We start from the raw sequence: 19613 nt of genomic DNA on the forward strand, positions 1-19613 counted from the left end.
ATCGGGGGGTGGCTCGCGCGACCCGACCGCTCTCGGCCCGCACCCGGATCCTGGGTGCGATCCTTGCTGTCGCCTGTATCGGGCTGGCGGTCGTGGGCAGTGTGACCTTCCTCGTGCAGCGCGAGAGGGTGCTCGGGGAGGTGCGGGATCGCCTCACCGCGCAGGTGGCGCGGCTGCATACCGTGGCGGATGACGATGCGGGCGCCGCGGATGCCGGCGGCTCCGGCACCGCGACAGCAAGCGAACCGCTCGATATCGACGCCTTCGCCTCGGTCGAGGAGTACCTGCACGCGGCGGTGGCGCGCCTGGTCCCCGCCCGCAACGAAGGCGCGGTCGCCATCGTGGACGGGAAAGCCCGGTTCAAGCCGTCGACGCTGTCGGGCTTCGACATCTCCAAGAACGAGCAGCTGATCCAACGGGTGGTCGACGATGTCGAGCGCGAGGGCGAGACCGTGATCGGCACGGTCGCGACCGACCAGGGGTCGCTCCGATACATCGCGATCCCCGTGACGATGGCCGGCGACACGCAGACGGGTATCTATGTCCGTGCTGTCGACCTCGGTGCGGAGCTCGCCCCCGTCACGGCAGCCATCGCCACCTACTCGATCGCAGCGGTCGCCGTCCTCATCGCGATCGGGGTGGTGGGCTGGTTCGTCGCGGGGCGCCTGCTGTCCCCGATCCGGGATCTGCGGGATGCGGCCGATGCGGTCACCCTCGATGACCTGTCGGCACGACTGTCACCGCAGGGCAACGACGATATCTCCGACCTCACCCGCACCGTCAACTCGATGCTCGATCGTCTCGAAGGCTCTGTCGACGTGCAGCGCCAGCTGCTGGACGACGTGCGGCACGAGCTGAAGACGCCCATCACGATCGTGCGCGGGCACCTCGAGCTGATGAACCCCGGGGACGCGGCTGACGTCGCCAGCACTCGGCAGATCAGCATGGCCGAGCTTGACCGGCTGACCCGCCTGGTCGATGACATCGACCTGCTCGCGGCGGTCGAGGGCGATGGCCTCACCATGACCGACATAGACCTCGCCGCCCTCACCGCCCGTGTCGGCGGGCTCGTATCCGTCATCCCGGACCACGTGTGGAGCGTCGCAGCCTATGCCGAGGGGCATATCCACGGCGACCGGGATCGTCTGCTGCAGGCGTGGCTGCAGCTGGCCGACAACGCGGCGAAGTACACGCCGGCGGGCTCACCCATCGAGCTCGGCAGTCGCCTGGACGAGTCGGGCGCTCAGCTGTGGGTCGCCGACCACGGCCCCGGCATCCCTCCCGCATTGCGCCATCGCATCTTCCGCCGCTTCGATCGGGCCCACGGCAAGCGGTCGGTGGGCGGGTCGGGACTGGGGCTTGCCATCGTCGACGCGATCGCGAAGGGGCACGGCGGCTTGTGCGCGGTCACGGACACTCCCGGTGGCGGTGCGACCTTCACGATCTCGCTGCCTCTGCCCACGACCGAACTGCCGGCGCCGATTCGCGCGGGCGATGTGGTGCTGCAACGGGAGGCGGCAGGATGAAGAAGATCCTCATCGTCGAGGACGAGCCGCGCATCGCCGACTTCGTCAGCCGCGGTCTGGAATCCGCGGGGTACACGACCCTGATCGTCGAGGACGGCGCCGAGGCGCTCGAGCGGAGCCTCGTCGGCGACATCGACCTGGTGCTCCTCGACGTCGGTCTGCCCACGATGGACGGCTTCGAGGTGCTCCGCCAGATGCGGGCGCAGGGTTCCGGCGTTCCGGTGATCATGCTGACGGCCCGTTCGAGCACCCGCGACACGGTCGAGGGATTGGATGCCGGGGCGAACGACTACGTGTCCAAACCGTTCCCGTTCGAGGAACTGCTCGCCCGCGTGCGCTCCCGGCTGCGCGAGAGCACGACCTCTGCCGGAGTGGCCGTTTCGCACGGCGACGTCGCGCTCGACATCCTCGCCCGCCGCGCCACGGTCGGCGGCCGCGAGGTCGAGCTGTCCGCGCGGGAGTTCGCGCTGGCCGAGCAGTTCCTGCGCAGCCCCGGTCGCGTGCTCAGCCGTGAGCAGCTCCTGAGCAGTGTGTGGGGCCTGGATTTCGACCCCGGCTCCAACGTCGTGGACGTGTACGTGCGATATCTGCGAGGCAAGCTCGGCGCCGCGCACATCGTCACGGTCCGCGGCGCAGGTTACCGCTGGGAGTGACCTCTGCCGAGCGCGAAGAAGCCCCCGGTGTTGGGGGACACCGGGGGCTGGGAGGAGAGACCGGCTTGGGGGAAGCCGACCAGGCAATCGCGTCAGCCTGGGGGAACGCGCGATTGCTCTCTCTTCAATCCGGACATCGACCCAGAAAGGTCGTCTCCGGACGGATTATCCGATCGAACGGGAATCTGGTGGTCCCAGTGAGCACCGTAGCTCGAATCCGGGCGGTTCTGTCGGTCGGGGGCGACGCCTCGTTCGCTCTCTATCCTGGCCGCGAGCTGGGCGATCCACGCCTCGACGCGCGCAGGAGTCCACCCGCGCAGCTCTGCCCAGGCACGCACGGAATCCCACGATCCGGATGCCGCGACCTCGGCGGCCAGCTGGTCCTCGAGCAGCACCGACGGCTCGCCGGCGGGTGTCTGCGGAATCTGCGGGCTCGCGACGTCCTGAGGATCCGGCGCCGGGACCGTCTCCGGCTCCACAGACACTGTGCCCGCGGTGGTGGAGGGAGCTGAAGACGCGCTGGGGCCGGGGGTGGGCATGGCCGCTGCCAAGGGCACGATGACGGGACGCGCACCGATGGGCGCTCCGGCGGAATCCGCCAAGGCGACCGCGTTGCTCATGGCGACCAGGCACACGACGGCCACGCTCGCAGCGACGGTGGCCATGCCACCGATCGCAAGCCGCGTCCGACCGTCCACGTGCAATCCTCCGGTCCCGTCGCGATATTCGCGCCCTCTTCAATGGTGACAGACGCGGATGAGCAGAAGAGGAGATACGCATGAGACTCTTCTCATGTGAGAGGCCGGGATGCGGTATCCCGGCCTCTCACATGTCTGCGTCGCCGGTCAGGGGGTCAGGCGAGCTCCCCTGCCTCGAGCAGGTCGGTGACCAGGGCGGCGATGGCCGAGCGCTCCGAGCGGACGAGCGTGACGTGGCCGAAAAGCCCGTGCCCCTTGAGCGTTTCGATCACCGATGCGACCCCATCGTGACGGCCCACGCGGAGGTTGTCGCGCTGTCCCACGTCGTGAGTGAGCACGACACGGGAGTTCTGACCTATCCGGCTCAGAACCGTCAGCAGGACGTTGCGCTCCAGCGACTGGGCCTCGTCGACGATCACGAAGGAGTCGTGCAGGGAGCGACCACGGATGTGCGTCAGCGGCATGACCTCGAGGAGTCCGCGCTCGATGACCTCGTCGACGACGTTGCTGGAAACGACCGATCCCAGGGTGTCGAAGACGGCCTGACCCCACGGGTTCATCTTCTCCCCCTGGTCTCCGGGGAGGTATCCCAGTTCCTGCCCTCCGACCGCGTACAGCGGTCGGAAGACGACGACCTTGCGCTGCTGCTGCCGTTCCAGGACGGATTCCAGCCCGGCGCACAGGGCGAGGGCCGACTTGCCGGTGCCCGCTCGGCCGCCGAGCGAGATGATGCCCACCTCCGGGTCCAGCAGCAGATCGATCGCGATCCGCTGCTCGGCGGAACGCCCATGCAATCCGAAGACGTCGCGGTCCCCCCGCACGAGCCGATACTGACCCTCTCCGATGACGCGCCCCAGGGCTGAGCCGCGCTCGGAGTGGATGATCAGGCCGGTGTTGACCGGAAGCCCGCGCACCTCGTCGCCCGACGCGATCTCGGTCTCGTACAGGTCGCTGATGTCGTCGCCGGTCACATCGATGGTGGCGATTCCGGTCCAGCCGGAGTCGACGGCCTGCTCGGCCAGATACTCTTCCGCGGTGATCCCGAGCGAGGCCGCCTTCACCCGCATCGGCAGGTCCTTGGAGACGATCGTGACGTCCTGCCCGTCCTGGGCCAGGTGCATCGCGACGGCCAGGATGCGGCTGTCGTTGTCGCCGAGCCGCATACCGGAGGGCAGCACTCCGGCGTCGGTGTTGTTCAGTTCAACGCGCAGGGTGCCGTCTTCTCCGACCGGGACCGGGAAGTCGAGCCTGCCGTGTTCCACGCGCAGCTCGTCCAGGTGCCGCAGCGCCTGGCGCGCGAAGTAGCCGATCTCAGGGTCATGCCGCTTTCCCTCGAGTTCGGTGATCACCACGACGGGGATCACGACATTGTGCTCGGCGAAGCGGAAGAACGCCCTCGGATCGCTCAGCAGCACGGATGTGTCAAGGACGTACGTGCGCAGGTCTGTCGACTGCTGGACGACCTCGTCGATGTCCTGACGGTGCTGCTGGTCTGGTGCTCGTGTGGTCACAACCCACTCCCGACCCGGGTGGGATCACCCGGCAGTCACGAGTCGACCAGGGGTCACGAGTCGCGATCCGTGAGGCCGACCCGACCGGGCACCTTGCCCGATGACTGAACGCTACGACCGGCGAACGACAGTCACGTCACCGACACGCTGGGGCGATGTTGCGGCCCGGTGAATTTCCCATGGACGTGCAGTAGCTCACCACACGCGCGCGGATGAGAACGCGGCCAGGGCGTCGCCGAACAGGCGGAGCGTGTCCGCCCCCGTGCCCACGTGCGGGGAGACGCGAATCTGACCGGATCGGACCGTGACGGTGATGCCGTGGTTCGCGAGGGAGGCGGCCAGCGGGCCGACGTCCTGCGGCGCAGGCGCGAGTGTCACGATGCCCGCGCGGCGCTGGGGGTCCCGCGGCGTGATGACCGGGATGTCGTAGCGGTCGGCGAAGAAGATGATGTCGCCGGCGCGCTCCGAGAGCTGTCCAGCGATGCGCTCGAGGCCCACGCCGCTCACGTGGCGAAGCGCCGTCGCCAGACGCGACGCGGCCAGCGGGTCGGGACGGCTGACGGAGAACGCTTGGGCGGATGCCGCGGGCTGAGGCACAACGTCCAGCGGCAGGTCGCCGTCGACTCCCGCCCAGCCGGAGAGAACGGGGGCGATCCGCTCGAGCGCGCGTTCGCCGTACCAGGCGAACGCAGCGCCGCGGCCCGCGCGCAGCCACTTGTACCCGTTGACGCAGACCACGTCCGCCGCGGCGTAGTCGGCCTCGACAACCCCGAAACCCTGCATCGCGTCGACGATGAGCAGTCGGTCGCCGATCACCTCGCGAAGCGCGGTGAGATCCGTGCGGTAGCCGGTGCGGAAATCGACCAGGCTGACCGCGAGCGCGCGCGTGTCGTCCGTGAGCGCGTCGCGGACGACCTCCGGCGTGACGAACCCGTCGGCCGGCTCGAGCCATTGCAGGCTGAGCGAGCCGAGCGCGTCAGCGGCACGCGTCGCGGTGACGGTGAGGCTCGGGAACTCCGCCCGCGAGAGCATCAGCCCACCCGAGAGGCCGTAGATGGCGTGCATCAGGCCGTGCGTCGTGGATGGCTGCAGGACGACCTGTTCGACGTCGGCATCGAGCAGGGCCGCGGCCAGTTCGCGCGCCTGCAGAAGATGCTCACCGACAAGGTCGAATCCGGCGCGTCGTCCCGAGCCGAGCAGCTCTGCGTCGGCGCGGACCTCGTCGCGCACCGCCGGAGCCAAAGGCCCGTAGGCGGCCCAATCCAGATACCCGGGTTCGGCGTCGAACGAGGCCACGAAAGAGTCCAGGTCCGTCACCGTCACCGTCACATTCTGGCACGTGTAAGCGGGTCCACCTGCACCCGGGGTGCCGGCGGTCAGCTGCCGTACCGGCGATCCCGCGTCGCATAATCACGGATCGCACGGAGGAAGTCGACTTCACGCAGGTCCGGGCCCAGCGCCTCGACGAAAGAGAAGCTCACTGTGTGAGAGTGCCGGCGGTCAGCTGCCGTACCGGCGATCCCGCGTCGCATAGTCACGGATCGCACGGAGGAAGTCGACTTCACGCAGGTCCGGGCCCAGCGCCTCGACGAAAGAGAACTCACTGTGTGAGAGTGCCGGCGGTCAGCTGCCGTACCGGCGATCCCGCGTCGCATAATCACGGATCGCACGGAGGAAGTCGACTTCACGCAGGTCCGGCCCCAGCGCCTCGACGAAATAGAACTCACTGTGCGCGGACTGCCACAGCAGGAAATCGCTCAGCCGCTGCTCCCCCGACGTGCGGATCACCAGGTCGGGGTCGGGCTGTCCCCCGGTGTACAGGTGCTCGCCGATCTGCTCTGGGGTGAGGCTGGCCGCGAGCTCCTCGAGCGACCCGCCGTCCTCGTCGTGCTTGGCGATGATGCTGCGGACCGCATCGACGATCTCGCCGCGCCCGCCGTATCCCACCGCCAGGTTGACGTGGAGACCGGTGTGATTCTTGGTCCGCTCCTCGGCAGCGGCGAGCACGCCGGCCAGATCCGGCGGCAGCAGGTGCGATCGGCCCATGTGCTGGACCCGCCAATCCCGCTCGTGCGAAAGTCCGTCGGCCAGCTCGGCGATGATGTCGATCAGATCCGCCAGCTCCTGCGTATCCCGCTTGCGCAGATTGTCCGTCGAGAGCAGATAGAGCGAGACGACCTGGACGCCGACGTCATCGCACCATTCGAGGAAGTCGCGCATCTTCGCGGCACCCGCCCGATGGCCGTGGGCAGCGGACTCGTAACCGAGCTGGCGCGCCCAACGGCGGTTGCCGTCGATCATCATGGCGACATGGCGGGGCACCGGGGCCGCCGCGAGTTGCCTGCGCAGCCGATTGATGTACAGCCGGTAGAGAGGCCCTCTGCCTTCGCTCGACGCGGTCACACGCCTACGCTACCCGCCGCGTGCGGCGCACGTGCCGAGTGCGGCATGCGGCGGCGCGTAGGCTCGGAATGTGGCCCGACGCAAGAGATCCGACGCGAGCGCTGTCGCGCCCGCGGACGAGGGCGCCGACATGCCGCAGCTCCCCCTTCTCGAGGCCGCCACGGTCGACGCGACGATGGAGATCCGCCCCACGTGGCGGGGCTGGCTCCATGCGGCGACCTTCCCGGTCGCGATCGCCGCGGGCATCGTCCTGATCGTCCTTGCCCAGGGCGCCCCGGCGAAATGGGCGTGCGCCGTGTTCATGGCGACGTCGTTGCTGCTGTTCGGCAACTCGGCGCTCTATCACCGCTTCGACTGGGGACCGAGGACCCTGGCCGTCCTCAAGCGGATCGATCACGCGAACATCCTGCTGCTGATCGCCGGCACCTACACGCCGATCGCCGTGCTTGCCCTTCCCACCGACAAGGCGATCATCCTGCTCTCGCTGGTATGGGGCGGGGCGATCCTCGGCATCCTGTTCCGCGTGTTCTGGATCGACGCGCCTCGGTGGCTCTACGTGGCCCTGTACCTGGTGCTGGGCTGGGCGGCCGTGATGTACATGATCGACCTGTTCCAGGCCAACGCCGCCATGATGACGCTGGTTCTCGTCGGCGGAGTGCTCTACACCGGTGGGGCGGTCGTCTACGCGCTCAAGCGCCCCAATCCGTGGCCCGGGCACTTCGGCTTCCACGAGATCTTCCACCTGTGCACCGTGCTGGCATTCCTCTGCCATTGGACGGCCTGCCTGCTCATCGCGGTGAACCCGGCCTACCACGGCTGATTCCCGGCGCTGAGAGATGCGGATGCCGCGGCTCAGGCCTGCGGCGGCTTCGGGGCGGACGGTCCTTCGGTGGCGTCCTCCCCCGGTGCGCCGAAGTCGATGTCCTGGTCGTCGACATCGGTGGCGCGGACCGCGTCGGCGGCCTGCTCTTCGGCATCCAGTTCTGCGGTGATGTCGGCACGCACGCGACCCCGGCGGATGCGGCGCATCATGTCCCAGATCAGCGCGACCACCGCGAACGCGAGCAGCGCGATCACCACGAAGCCCCACGGCCCGGGTGTCACGAGCGCGGGATCGACCGTCGGCTCCGGCGTCGGTGTGGCGGTCGATGAAAGGGCCATGGATGCGAGGGCGGTGAACGCTTCGAGCATGGGGTGTCCTCGTTCCGCGCGAGAGCGCATAGCCTGGAGACTCCAGCCTAATCTTCACGGCGACGCACGATCTTCGACAGGGCTCCGATGACCACGCAGGACATGCTCGACGAGCGCTACGGGCGCACGCGATCACCCCGCAGGCTCTGGACGATCGGCATCGTCGCCGCGATCGGCGCCACCCTCGTCGGCCTTTTCGCGTGGATGACGGTGGCGAGCACCATCGATGACGTGCGCGCGGACACGACAGGCTTCACCGTGGTGGATTCGCACGCGGTCGAGATCGCGTTCCAGATCACGGCGCCCGAGGGACGTTCGATCGCGTGCGCGCTGGAGGCACAGGACGAGGAGCATGGCGTGGTGGGGTGGAAGATCGTCGAATACCCCGCCTCCGAGCTGCGTTCGCGGGCCTTCCACGAGACGATCCCGACGACCGCGCCGTCCACGACAGGTTTGGTCAACTCCTGCTGGGTGACGTAGTCTGACCTGACCGAAGTTGACATACGCCCTGGCCGGAGCCGGGGCGTTTTGCCATACCGGCCCCGCTGACCGAAGGAGACATACGTGTCCAACGACGCACCGGTGACGTTCCTGACCCAGGACGCATACGACCGCCTCGTCGCCGAACTCGAGCGACTCTCGACGACGGGTCGCGAGGAGATCGCCAAGCGCATCGAGTCTGCACGCGAAGAGGGCGACCTCAAGGAGAACGGCGGCTATCACGCAGCCAAGGACGAGCAGGGAAAGCAGGAGGCCCGCATCCGCACCCTTCAGCACCTGCTCAAGACGGCCACGGTCAGCGAGGCGCCTGAGAGCAACGGCGTCGTTGAGCCCGGCACCGTCGTGACAGCCCTCGTCGCCGGCGGCGAGGAGATCTTCCTGCTCGGCAACCGCGAGATCGCGGTCGACTCCGAACTCGACGTGTACAGCGAGGCTTCGCCCCTCGGTGCGGCGATCCTCGGTCTGAAGGAGGGCGCGAAGACGTCGTACACCGCGCCGAACGGCCGTGAGATCGCCGTCGAGGTTGTCAAGGTCGACACGTACACGGGCCAGTAGGGCCCGCGCCGGCCGTCGGGACCTCAGTCCGGCACGACGACCGGAGCGAAACCCGCACCGGACAGGACCGCGATGACGTGCGCGCGGTGCTCCTCGCCACGGGTCTCGACGCTCAGCTGCAGGATCACCTCGCTGATCTGCAGTCCTTGACCGTGCCGGGTGTGCATGACCTCGATCACGTTGGCCCCGGCTTGAGCGAGCAGTTCGGACACGCGCGCGAGCTGCCCGGGGCGATCGGGCAGCGGGATCCGCAGGCTCATGTAACGACCGGATGCCGCGAGTCCGTGGGAGACGACCCGCTGCAGAAGCAGGGGGTCGATGTTGCCGCCGGAAAGCACCGACACGGTCGGGCCGGCCGGCTTCACCTTGCCGGCCAGGATGGCCGCCACCCCGACCGCGCCTGCGGGCTCGACGACCTGCTTCGCGCGCTCGAGCAGCATGAGCAGGGCGCGGGCGATGTCATCGTCGGTGACCGTGACCACTTCGTCGACGAGCTGGCGGATGATCTCGAACGGGATATCACCCGGTCGGGCGACCGCGATCCCGTCGGCGATGGTCGGCAGCGTCTTGACCTCGACCGGATGCCCGGCCGCGAGCGACGCCGGGTACGCGGCGGAGTTCTCCGCCTGCACGCCGATGATCCGCACGGTGCGGCCGACCGCGGCCGCACGGGCTTTGACCGCGGCTGCGACTCCAGCGATCAGGCCCCCTCCCCCGATGCCGAGCAGCACGGTGTCAAGACCGGGGACCTCGTCGAACAGTTCCAGACCCAGCGTGCCCTGGCCGACGATGATGTCGCGATGGTCGTACGGCGGGATGAGCACGGCGCCCGTGCGCTCGGCGAACTCCGCGGCCAGGCGCAGCGGCGTCTCGACGGTGGCCCCTTCCAGGATCACGTCGGCGCCGTAACCGCGGGTTGCCAGGAGTTTGGGGACGGGCACGCCCAGCGGCATGAAGATCGTCGCCGAGATGCCCAGTGCCTGCGCTGCCAGGGCCACGCCCTGCGCGTGATTGCCGGCGGATGCCGCCACGACTCCGCGCGCGCGCTCTTCGGCGGTCAGCCGGGACAGCCGGTAGGTCGCGCCACGGATCTTGAAGGACCCCGTCCGCTGCAGATTCTCCAGCTTGAGGTGCACCGGGACGCCCATCAGCTCCGACAGGTGCAGCGACTGGTCGATGGGCGTGCGGGTGATCACACCATCGAGGAAGGCGGCGGCGTCCTCGAACTCCGCCAGCGTGGGGATACTCACGAACGAACCTTCCTTGGGCGTGGCACGGTCGTCCAGATCAGGTCATCGGATGACGGACGCCCGCCGCCCTCCCACGCTCGACCGGTGATGTAGACGGCGAAGACATTGACGAAAGCGGCCAGCGGGACGGCGAACAGGGCGCCCGGGATGCCGGCGATCAGCGCGCCGCCCGCCACGACCAGCACGACCGCCAGGGGGTGGACCTTGACGGCCGAGCCCATCAGAAGGGGCTGCAGCACGTGGCCTTCGATCTGCTGCACGGCCAGGACGACCACCAGCATCCACAACGCGATCCATGCACCGTTGTAGACCAGTGCGAGGAACACGGCCAGCGCGCCGGTCACCACGGCACCGACGATGGGAACGAAGGCTCCGAGGAATACCAGCACCGCGACGGGGATGGCCAGCGGCACACCGAGCAGAAAGGCCCCCAGGCCGATGCCGATCGCATCGATGGTCGCCACGAGAAGCTGGGTACGCGCATAGTTGACGACCATGACCCAGCCGGCCCGTGCGGCGCCGTCCACGGCCGCTCGACTCCGCCGTGGGAACAGCCGGGTGGTCCACCGCCAGATTCCCCCGCCGTCTGCGAGCAGGCACAGGAGGATGAACACGGAAAGCAGGGCACCGACGGCGACGTGACCGAGCGTCGTGCCGAGCGCAAGCGCCCCCGACAGCAGCAGCTCCGCCTGCTCCTGGACCAGGGTCAGCGACTGCCCGAGCAGATCGTCGATCTGAGGCGCCGTGAGATGCAGCGGTCCTTCGATCAGGTACTGACGGAACTGCTCGATAGCCTCGACGGTGCGAGTCTGCACCGAAGACCACTGCCGCGTCACCTGCCAGATCACCAGCCACAGCAGTCCCGCGACGATGGCCAGCGTTCCGAGGACCGAGATCGTGATCGCAAGCCAGCGGGGTACACGGTGTCGCAGCATCCACGCGAACACCGGCCACAGCAGCGCGGTCACGAGGATGGCGATCAGCAGCGGGATGACCAGCAGCTTCAGCTGGATGACCAGCCAGATCGCGACGCCCACGGCCGCCGCCACCACGAGGAAACGCCACGCGTACGCCGTGGCCACCCGAAGCCCCCGGGGGATGGTGCCCGCCAGCTCCGACGTGACGACCCGATTGCGGTCGCGCAGCGCATCGAAGAGCGATCCTCGAGGCTGATTTTCAGGGCCGCTCATCCCGCCAGTCTAGAGTCGAGCCGGGTCGATGCCGTATCGAGATCACGACTCGGGCCGCACAGCGGCCGTATCGATATCGCCCCGGACGGCGACGCGAACCGACCCCGGTCGGCATGTCGGATGCCGCCAGTAGGCTGGGCGCCGTGAAGGAGACGCTGAGCCGGCCGGAGGCACGCCGCATCGCCCTCGCCGCGCAGGGTTTCGCTCAGAGGCCGCCTGCGGTGGCCGGAACGCGGCAGCTGAATCTCGCGCTGGCGCGGATGGCCACACTGCAGATCGACTCGGTCAACGTCTTCGCCCGCTCCCACTACATGCCGCTGTTCTCGCGTCTGGGACCGTACGACACCGCCGCGCTGGACAGGTTGCTGTTCTCCCGGCGGCCGCCGTACGTCGAATACTGGGCGCACGTCGCGTCGTTCATCCCCGCCGCCGACTGGAGTCTGTTCCGGTTCCGGATGGACGACATGCGCGCGAAATACGGGAGCGGCCGTGACGGCTGGTACCAGAACCACACTGAGATCGTGGATTGGGTTCGTGCCGAGCTGGCCGACCGTGGCCCCCTCCGGCCGGCGCAGATCGAGCACGATGCCAAGGCGACGGCCCGCGGACCGTGGTGGGACTGGGATGTGGTGAAGAACGCACTGGAATACCTCTGGCTCTTCGGCGAGGTGGCGATCGCCGGACGCCGGGGTTTCGAGCGCCGCTACGGCCTGGCCGAGGACGTCGTGCCCGCCGATGTGCTCGCCGTATCCGTCCCGCGCGATGAAGCCATCTCCGAACTGATGGCGCGGGCGGCCAAGGCCTACGGGGTGGCCACGGCATCGGACCTGGCCGACTATTGGCGGGTGAAGGATCGCCGCGCCGTGATGACCGCGATCCACGACCTCGAGGACGCCGGTGTTCTGCGACCTGTCACCGTGCAGGGATGGCACACAGCGGGACGACCCGCCAAGGCATGGATCCACCGCAGCGCGTCCGTGCCGCGGCGTGTGGACGCCGCGGCGGTTCTGACACCGTTCGATCCGGTCGTCTGGTTTCGTGACCGCGCGGAGCGCCTCTTCGACTTCGAGTACCGCATCGAGATCTACACTCCTGCCCCGCGTCGGCGGTACGGGTACTACTCGCTCCCGGTGCTGATCGGCGATGACATCGTCGGACGCGTGGACCTGAAGGCAGATCGCTCCGCGTCGACGCTGCTGGTCCAGTCCGCGTGGTGGGAGCCTGGCCGCCCGCCGGATGCCGCGGAACGCCTGGCCGCGGTGCTGCGCGATGCCGCGCGATGGCAGGGGCTGGATGCGGTCTCGGTATCACGGTGGGGGGACGCGACCGACGATCTGGCCGGCGCGATGCCGCACGCTCGTCGTCACGAGGCCGGTGCCGCGGCACCGATCGCTCTCGCTCAGGACGAACCGGCTCCGGACGAGCGGGTGGGGGCTAGCGTGGGTTCGTGAAGCGCACCGCGGTTGTCGGCATCGCCGCCGGCGTCGCCGTCGCGCTGGTCGGCGCGATCGCGTGGTGGGCGCTCACCCGACCGCCCAGCGTGGAGGATGCCGCTCGCGATTACCTCGCCGCCCTCTCCGCGGGTGACTTCGCCGCGATCGACGCGATGCGCGGCACGGACCTGGACGAGGATGCGGAGCGGATCCTGACCGACGCGTTCGCGGGTGCCGACGCGTTCGTTGCGGAGCCCCGCGTCGAGGACATCGCACCCGACGCCGAGATGACGAAGGTGCGCGCGTCGGCGCTGATCGCCGGGGAGCGCCGCGATGTGTCGTTCGCGCTGCGAGACGACGGCGGCACGTGGAAGCTGACCGGCGATTACCTCGCCTCGCTCGAGGTGACGGTCCTGGCCGGCACGGACGCTCCGCTCGGCGACTCCGTGTGGGTCGGAGACGCCCTTGCGCCGACCGGCAGTTCCGTGTTGCTTCTTCCCGCGGAGTACCCGGTTCACGCGGCGCCGCGCGGACTGCTGACCGGGGCGGCATCCGTTCCGCTCAGCACCGACGGGGCCATCACCATTCGCATCGAAGCGTCCCTCACCCCCGAGGCGAGCGCGGCGGGGCAGAAGGAGCTGGACGCGTACGCGGCCGCGTGCACACAGCCGGCGCCGACCGTGCCGCTGAACTGCGGCCTGCGGATACCGTGGGCGGCCGACCTCGCCATGCTCGGCTCGCTCGTCTTCCGGGTCGAACAGGTGCCCGTGCTCACCTTCGCCGCAGACCATCGCACGTTCGCCGCAACCGGTGGCGTCGTGATCGCCACGGCCACCGGCGTCACGCCCGACGGTGAGACGGCGACCTTCACCTACCGCGCGGACGACTGGGCGCTGCGCGGGACGGTGACCTTCCAGGGCGACGAGATGCTGCTCGCGGTCGGCTGACTCAATCGGCGGTCTCGCGTCGCCGAAGTCAGGATCCCGGGATGCCGGTCACCTCCAGCCCGAGCCAGGCGGCCAGATCCCGCACCTCGAGGTTGACGGCCTCGGCGACCTCGGCCGGGAACGGCTCGTCTTCATGTATGGCCGCGACGCGGAACAGGCCCGCCTTGCGGTCGGCCGCGGCATCCAGCTTCCCGATCAGGCGATCGCCGTGCAGGATCGGCAGCGCGAAGTACCCCCAGCGGCGCTGGGCGGCCGGCTTGTACATCTCGACGACGTACTCGAAGCCGAACAGGTCGTGCGCACGCGCGCGGTCGAAGACCAGCCGGTCGAACGGCGACAGCAGCGCGGTGCGGGGCTCGAAACGCCCGGCCGGATCCAGCAACGTCGGATCGACACGCCAGCTGCCGTCGACGCCGTCCACGAGCGCCTCCTCCCCCACCGCCCCGACGTCCAGAGGCTCGACCGGTTGGCTCGGCGCCTTCGCACGCGCGAGCCCGAGGTAGCCGAGCCTCCGCTCGGCGCGGAGGCGGGCGGCATCGTCCGCGGAGAGCTCCACGGTCTCGGTCGGGTAAACGCGCTCCGCGACGTCCCACAGTCGTTCGTTGCCCTGCCGCCCGGAAATCGCCACCTCGCCGCATATCACCAGGAAGTCGAGCATCTGGGCCACGTTGCGGTTGTTCGTCCACCCCGTGGACTTCCAAGCCACCTGGCTGGTGTCCGGGATCTCGCCTGTGCGCAGCGGCCCCTCGCTGATCAGCCGTGCGACCACGTCATGGCGGAAGCCATCGTTCGCGGCCAGCCACTCCCGGTGCTGCCGGTACGGTGGCCACGCCCGCATGAGCGGCCGGTAGAGCGGCAGGTCGGCCATCGGCCGGTAGAAGCCCGCCCACTCGAAGATCGCGCGGTCCTCCTCCACGGCCCGCGCGAGATCCGCGGCCTGGTATGGCCATCCGACCCGGCTCCACAGAATGTGATCGGCGCTGGGAGCCACGGCCGCGGTCTGGTCGATGTTCACCAGGGTCAACCCGTCGACGGCCTCGACGATCCCTCCCGGACGATCAGCGGTGAGCAGCTGTGCGCACAGCGCCACGCGGCGTCCCTCTTCACGGGTGAGGCGATGCATGGATGGAGATTAGCGGGCGGCGCCGACCTGGCGAGGAAAGGGGCCGTCGACCTAGAACGTCCCGCCCATGGTCTTCAGCCGTTCGATCCGGTCCGGAATCGGCGGATGGGTCGCGAACATCCGTGCCAGCGCATTCGGCCTGAGCGGATCCGCGATCCACAGGTGCGCCATCGACGTGTTGGCCTTCTTCAGGGGGCGACCGTACTCGGCAAGCTTGCCCAGTGCTGAGGCGAGCCCGTCGGGATCCCGTGTGGTCATCGCGCTCGTCGCGTCGGCGAGGTACTCCCGCTGGCGTGAGATGGCAGCCTGAACCGCACCGGCCAGCAGCGGCGCGATCAGTGCCGCGACGATGCCGAAGATGACGAAGAGAAGCTGCGCCTGGGCGTTGCCGCCGCTGCGGCGAGCACCGCCGAAGAAGGCGAAGCGGAGGAACAGATCGGCCAGGAGGCCCACCGCGACGACGAGGCCGAAGACGATCAGAGAGACGCGAATGTCGTAATTGCGGATGTGCCCCAGCTCGTGTCCGAGCACGCCCTCCAGTTCACGGTCGGTCATCAGTTCGAACAGACCCGTCGTCACGGTGATCGAGGCCTCTTCGGGCTTGCGACCCGTCGCAAAGGCGTTGGGTGCCGGGTCGTCGACCACGTACAGCTTCGGCATCACGGTGCCCGTCGCGATGCACAGGTTCTCCACGATCCGGTAGTAGCGGGGCGCGTCGGCGCGGTCCACCTCGACGGCGCCCGCCATCGCGAGGGCCTCCCGGTCGGCGAAGAAGTACTGGAAGGTCGCGTACCCCGCTGCGAACACGAGGATGAACGCGGTGATCCACCAGTTGTTCCCGGCCAGCCACCCCGCCAGCACGCCGATCGCCCCCAGAAGGAGCACGAAGGCGATCAGGATGAACCAGGTGTTGCGCTTGTTGCGGGCTATCGCGCTATACATCTGTCACGCTCTCCAGAGGTCTCGATACGGCCGCTTCGCGGCCTACTCGACCCTGAGGCGGAGCCGCATCAATGCGGGCTTCGCCCGCAGTGATCCGGCTCGCCTCAGAACTGAACTCGAGGCGGCTCTGAGATCGCCGCGCCGTCCACGACCTCGAAGAACTCGCGCTCGTGGAAACCGAGGTTGCGTGCGAAGAGATTGTTCGGGAAGACCTTGATCTTCGTGTTCAGCTCGCGCACGCCGCCGTTGTAGAAGCGGCGCGACGCCTGGATCTTGTCTTCGGTGTCGACGATCGACTGCTGGAGCTGGAGGAAGTTCTGGCTCGCCTGCAGCTGGGGATACGCCTCTGCGACCGCGAAGAGGGACTTCAGCGCCTGTTGCATGTGGCCTTCGGCCACGCCGGCCTCGGCAGGGCCACCCGCCGTGAGCGTCTCTGCGCGTGCACGCGTGACATTCTCGAAAACGGCCTTCTCATGGGCCGCATAGCCCTTCACCGCCTCGATGAGGTTGGGCAGAAGGTCGGCTCGACGTTTGAGTTGCACCGTGATGTCACTCCACGCCTCGTCGACGCGCACGTTCAGCGCGACGAGCGAGTTGTACGTCGCCCACAAGTAGATGCCGACGATGACGACCAGCGCCACCACGATCAGTACAGGGATCAACCATTCCCACATAGCGTGCGACTCCGTTCGAGGTTTTTCTCATCCTAGCGACGCACACCGCGCATCATGAGAGCCGTCTCACGACTCCCAGCCCATACTCACCCCAGCACACGCTCGAGGTACGGGTTGCGGAACATCCGGTTCGGATCCAGACGATCGCGGAGCGCTGCGAACTCGTCGAACCGGGGATAGCGGCCGCGCAGCGATGCGGCATCCATCGAGTGCAGCTTGCCCCAGTGCGGGCGGCCGTCGAACCCGACCATGATCTGCTCCACCGCATCGAAATACTCCGTGTGATCGTCTCGCCAGTAGCGGTGCACCGCGATGTAGCCGGAGGCGCGCCCATGCGCGGTGGACATCCAGAGGTCATCGGCTGCGGCGAAACGGACCTCGACGGGAAAGGCGATGCGCCACGCCCGGTCCTCGATCAGCGTCCGCACCGCATCGAACGCGGGTCGGACGTTCTCGGCAGCCAGCGCGAATTCCATCTCGCGGAAGCGGACGAGTCGCTCCGTCGCGAAGACGCGGGACGACGCATCGGTGAACTCGCGGTCGCTCCACACCTTGGACGAGAGCCGGTTGATCGCCGGCGCGGTGGCCGGCACGGTCCGCGCGATACTGCAGGCGACCTGGTGGGCGACACCGCCGAGCGCGACGTCGTCGACCCATTTGCGCAGCGGTGGCAGCCGGTCGCGCACGGCGCTCTCGGGCAGGCGGGTGTGCGTCTTGGTCATCGCCCGATCGGTGTGCGGAAACCAGTAGAACTCGAAGTGATCGGATGCCGCGACCAGGGCGTCCAGGGAGTCCAGGACCGCATCCAGCGGATCGGGGCGTTCCACCGCGTGCAGCAGGAAGGCGGGGACACACTGGAGCGTCACTTCCACGAGGATGCCCAGCGCGCCGAGACCGAGCGCGACGGCCCCGAGCAGTTCGCTGTTCTCGTTCTCGTCCACCGTGAGCAGCTGCCCGTCGGCCGTGACCAGGGTCGCGCCGGTCACCTGAGTGGCGAGGCCGCCGAACCGCGCTCCCGTGCCGTGCGTGCCGGTCGAGATCGCCCCGGCGATGGACTGGCGATCGATGTCGCCGAGATTCTGCATGGCCAGTCCGTACGGTGCGAGCAGCTTCGGCACCTGGTGCAGCCGCGTGCCGGCGCGCAGCGTGACCCGTCCGCGGTCGCGGTCCACGGAGACCAGCCCGGTCAGGTCGGTGAGATCCAGCAGCACGCCGACCGCAACGGCGATGCCGGTGAAGCTGTGACCGGCGCCGATCGCCTTGACGGGCATGCCGCGCGCTGCGGCAGCGTTGACGGCGCGCTGCACGGCAGCGGTCGATGCGGGCAGCTCGATGCGCTGCGGCCGGACCGACTCCGTGCGACTCCAGTTCTGCCACGTTCCACCGAGACGGGTCACAGGAAGGTCTTCCCCTCGCCCCGGTAGGTCGCCGCGTCGCCGATCAGCCGTTCGCCCTCGACGAGGTGGTAGCGATCGACCCGCTCGGCCAGTTCGCCGCTCTTGGCGTGACGGAACCACACCCGGTCGCCCGCGGTGAGCGTCCGCGCCGATTCGCCTCGCAGCGGCGTCTGCACTTCGCCGGCGCCCTCGCGAGGAAGCGTGGCCAGCCCTGCGGGCCACACCGGCAGCGGCTGGCGCGACGCCAGCGGCGGCCCAGACGCGATCCAGCCGCCGCCGAGGACCGTTGCGATCTCGGGGATCGGCTTGCGCACCACCTCGAGAGCGAAGGCAGCCGCCGGGGCCGGGTCGAAGGCGCGATAGCCGTCGAACAGATGACCCGCCATCAGACCGCTTCCCGCCGTGAGCTCGGTGACGGCGAGATCGGATGCCGTCAGCTCGAGCGAGCCCGTTCCCCCGGCGTTCACGAACTCCAAGGCCGCGATGTCCCGCAGCCCCGAGACGATCGCGGCACGCCGGTCGAGGAGCTCCTGCGCAGACCGGCGCTGCATCCAACGGATGACGCCGTCGCCGGCGCCGGTGGCATCCCCCTGCCCTGCGATCTGGGCTTCGTACATCATGAGACCGACGAGACGGAAGCCGGGGCGAGCAGCGATCGCGCGGGCGAGGCTCGCCACTTCGCCCGGCTCGTGCACGGGTGAGCGCCGCACGCCGATGTGACCCAGTCCCGGAGCGCGCCACGACGCGTCGGCGTCGATGGCGACGCGGATCGTCTCCCGTGTGGCGGGGGCCGCGACCGCATCGACGAGATCGAGCTGGCTCAGGTCGTCCACCATGAGGGTCACACGCGCGGCAGCCCGCTCATCGGTTGCCAGCCGGGCCAGGGCGGCTCGGTCCGCGGTCGGGTACCCGATCACGACGTCCGCATGATCTTCGGCCAGCCAGAGCGCTTCAGGAAGGGTGAAGGCCAGGATGCCGGAGTACCCCGGCAGCGCGAGCGCGGCGTCGATCACCTCGCGTACCCGGACGGACTTGCTCGCGACGCGGATCGGCACTCCGGCGGCCCGCACCAGCATGTCGAGGGCGTTGTAGCGCAGAGCGGCGAGGTTCAGTGCGGCCACGGGCCCAGAGAGTCCCTCGACCGCGTGGCCCATCGACGTCCAGTAGGCAGCGGGGTCCGTCCACGGCGTTGCCGAGTCAGCACCGGCGAGCAGGTCGATCGTCATCGCATCATGGTCTGCGGCGAAGGGACACACATGGCGTAAGCCTAAGGCTCCGGCGCGCCACAGCCGTCGATGGCCGCACCCGCGCGCCGCTGCGCCAGAAACGGCGCCGCTGCGCCAGAAACGGCGCCGCGCACCGTCCTACGGACGGCGCCCGGCACCGTACCCCCGGTGGGATTCGTCCCCACCGCCCCTCCGCTCGCGGCTACGCCGCGCACGGAGCCTCCGGCGGCGGGGGCCCACCCAAGGCTTCGAATCACTGCGCCAGAAACGGCGCCGCGCACCGTCCTGCGGACGGCGCCCGGCACCGTACCCCCGGTGGGATTCGAACCCACACTTGGGCGATTTTAAGTCGCCTGCCTCTGCCGGTTGGGCTACGGGGGCGTGCGCACGCGG

At 69.0% G+C, this 19613-nt stretch carries 19 protein-coding genes, 1 tRNA gene and 1 pseudogene; 7 read left to right on the forward strand and 14 right to left on the reverse strand.

Translation table 11 applies throughout. The features are described 5' to 3' along the window. The first annotated feature begins 8 nt into the window (after nucleotides 1-8). Together ABD655_RS11810 and ABD655_RS11815 are read left to right on the forward strand one after the other, a co-directional pair. Nucleotides 9-1526 (forward strand): sensor histidine kinase, encoded by a 1518-nt coding sequence (locus ABD655_RS11810; RefSeq protein WP_344714163.1) that lies wholly within the window; start codon nucleotides 9-11, stop codon nucleotides 1524-1526. Continuing rightward, on the forward strand, nucleotides 1523-2179 hold the full coding sequence (locus tag ABD655_RS11815) for a response regulator transcription factor (protein ID WP_344714165.1): 657 nt from the start codon (nucleotides 1523-1525) through the stop codon (nucleotides 2177-2179). Before ABD655_RS11810 ends, ABD655_RS11815 begins: the two co-directional genes overlap by 4 nt. Nucleotides 2180-2271: 92 nt before the next feature. Here the strand turns inward: ABD655_RS11815 and ABD655_RS11820 are convergent, their stop codons facing one another. The 5 genes and pseudogenes from ABD655_RS11820 to ABD655_RS11840 form a co-directional block, all read right to left on the reverse strand. Next, nucleotides 2272-2877 (reverse strand): hypothetical protein, encoded by a 606-nt coding sequence (locus ABD655_RS11820; protein WP_344714166.1) that lies wholly within the window; start codon nucleotides 2875-2877, stop codon nucleotides 2272-2274. A 155-nt stretch (nucleotides 2878-3032) separates the two neighbouring features. Then, a complete protein-coding gene (gene phoH2 / locus ABD655_RS11825; protein ID WP_378721086.1) occupies nucleotides 3033-4388 on the reverse strand; it encodes an RNA 5'-3' helicase PhoH2 in 1356 nt (451 codons plus the stop codon). 195 nt (nucleotides 4389-4583) lie between these two features. Then, complete coding sequence (locus ABD655_RS11830; protein ID WP_344714168.1) at nucleotides 4584-5711, reverse strand: aminotransferase class V-fold PLP-dependent enzyme; 1128 nt, start codon at nucleotides 5709-5711, stop codon at nucleotides 4584-4586. A 177-nt stretch (nucleotides 5712-5888) separates the two neighbouring features. Beyond that, nucleotides 5889-5987, reverse strand: a pseudogene (locus tag ABD655_RS11835) (isoprenyl transferase); the annotation flags it as partial. Nucleotides 5988-6011: 24 nt separating this feature from the next. Next, nucleotides 6012-6791, reverse strand: a complete 780-nt coding sequence (locus ABD655_RS11840; protein ID WP_344714169.1) for an isoprenyl transferase — start codon at nucleotides 6789-6791, stop codon at nucleotides 6012-6014. Between the two features lie 130 nt (nucleotides 6792-6921). Between ABD655_RS11840 and trhA the strand changes: the two genes are divergently transcribed. Further along, complete coding sequence (gene trhA / locus ABD655_RS11845) at nucleotides 6922-7611, forward strand: PAQR family membrane homeostasis protein TrhA (protein WP_344715836.1); 690 nt, start codon at nucleotides 6922-6924, stop codon at nucleotides 7609-7611. 32 nt (nucleotides 7612-7643) lie between these two features. Here the strand turns inward: trhA and ABD655_RS11850 are convergent, their stop codons facing one another. Beyond that, nucleotides 7644-7982 carry a hypothetical protein gene (locus tag ABD655_RS11850; protein ID WP_344714171.1) on the reverse strand — a complete coding sequence of 113 codons (339 nt, stop codon included), beginning with the start codon at nucleotides 7980-7982 and terminating at the stop codon, nucleotides 7644-7646. A gap of 87 nt (nucleotides 7983-8069) precedes the next feature. Between ABD655_RS11850 and ABD655_RS11855 the strand changes: the two genes are divergently transcribed. After that, nucleotides 8070-8462, forward strand: coding sequence for a DUF4307 domain-containing protein (locus tag ABD655_RS11855; RefSeq protein WP_344714173.1), 393 nt, complete (start codon nucleotides 8070-8072; stop codon nucleotides 8460-8462). Between the two features lie 84 nt (nucleotides 8463-8546). Beyond that, the gene (greA, locus tag ABD655_RS11860) at nucleotides 8547-9038 is read left to right on the forward strand and encodes a transcription elongation factor GreA (RefSeq protein WP_344714175.1); all 492 of its coding nucleotides are present in this window, start codon (nucleotides 8547-8549) and stop codon (nucleotides 9036-9038) included. A 23-nt stretch (nucleotides 9039-9061) separates the two neighbouring features. On the opposite strand, the gene ilvA is transcribed toward greA, so the two are convergent. Next, nucleotides 9062-10288 carry a threonine ammonia-lyase gene (gene ilvA / locus ABD655_RS11865; RefSeq protein WP_344714177.1) on the reverse strand — a complete coding sequence of 409 codons (1227 nt, stop codon included), beginning with the start codon at nucleotides 10286-10288 and terminating at the stop codon, nucleotides 9062-9064. After that, nucleotides 10285-11478, reverse strand: coding sequence for an AI-2E family transporter (locus ABD655_RS11870; protein ID WP_344714178.1), 1194 nt, complete (start codon nucleotides 11476-11478; stop codon nucleotides 10285-10287). The genes ilvA and ABD655_RS11870 overlap by 4 nt, the downstream gene beginning before the upstream one ends. 143 nt (nucleotides 11479-11621) lie before the next feature. On the opposite strand from ABD655_RS11870, the gene ABD655_RS11875 reads away from it, so the two are divergent. Together ABD655_RS11875 and ABD655_RS11880 are read left to right on the forward strand one after the other, a co-directional pair. Continuing rightward, the gene (locus ABD655_RS11875) at nucleotides 11622-12929 is read left to right on the forward strand and encodes a winged helix-turn-helix domain-containing protein (protein WP_344714180.1); all 1308 of its coding nucleotides are present in this window, start codon (nucleotides 11622-11624) and stop codon (nucleotides 12927-12929) included. After that, the gene (locus ABD655_RS11880; protein ID WP_344714182.1) at nucleotides 12926-13858 is read left to right on the forward strand and encodes a hypothetical protein; all 933 of its coding nucleotides are present in this window, start codon (nucleotides 12926-12928) and stop codon (nucleotides 13856-13858) included. The genes ABD655_RS11875 and ABD655_RS11880 overlap by 4 nt, the downstream gene beginning before the upstream one ends. Nucleotides 13859-13886: 28 nt before the next feature. Here the strand turns inward: ABD655_RS11880 and ABD655_RS11885 are convergent, their stop codons facing one another. The 6 genes from ABD655_RS11885 to ABD655_RS11910 form a co-directional block, all read right to left on the reverse strand. Beyond that, nucleotides 13887-14981, reverse strand: coding sequence for a DNA glycosylase AlkZ-like family protein (locus tag ABD655_RS11885; RefSeq protein ID WP_344714183.1), 1095 nt, complete (start codon nucleotides 14979-14981; stop codon nucleotides 13887-13889). A gap of 51 nt (nucleotides 14982-15032) precedes the next feature. After that, entirely contained in the window at nucleotides 15033-15923 is an 891-nt protein-coding gene (locus tag ABD655_RS11890; RefSeq protein WP_344714184.1) for a M48 family metalloprotease, read from the reverse strand. 104 nt (nucleotides 15924-16027) lie between these two features. Further along, nucleotides 16028-16597, reverse strand: coding sequence for a LemA family protein (locus ABD655_RS11895; protein WP_257522847.1), 570 nt, complete (start codon nucleotides 16595-16597; stop codon nucleotides 16028-16030). Nucleotides 16598-16683: 86 nt separating this feature from the next. After that, nucleotides 16684-17994 carry a D-arabinono-1,4-lactone oxidase gene (locus tag ABD655_RS11900; RefSeq protein ID WP_344714188.1) on the reverse strand — a complete coding sequence of 437 codons (1311 nt, stop codon included), beginning with the start codon at nucleotides 17992-17994 and terminating at the stop codon, nucleotides 16684-16686. After that, the gene (locus ABD655_RS11905; RefSeq protein WP_344714189.1) at nucleotides 17991-19220 is read right to left on the reverse strand and encodes an alanine racemase; all 1230 of its coding nucleotides are present in this window, start codon (nucleotides 19218-19220) and stop codon (nucleotides 17991-17993) included. The genes ABD655_RS11900 and ABD655_RS11905 overlap by 4 nt, the downstream gene beginning before the upstream one ends. Before the next feature lie 307 nt (nucleotides 19221-19527). Further along, nucleotides 19528-19601: transfer RNA gene (locus ABD655_RS11910), tRNA-Leu, on the reverse strand. Nucleotides 19602-19613 lie beyond the last annotated feature (12 nt).

The organism is Microbacterium terregens (assembly GCF_039534975.1).
In the GTDB taxonomy this organism is placed as follows: Bacteria; Actinomycetota; Actinomycetes; order Actinomycetales; family Microbacteriaceae; genus Microbacterium; species Microbacterium terregens.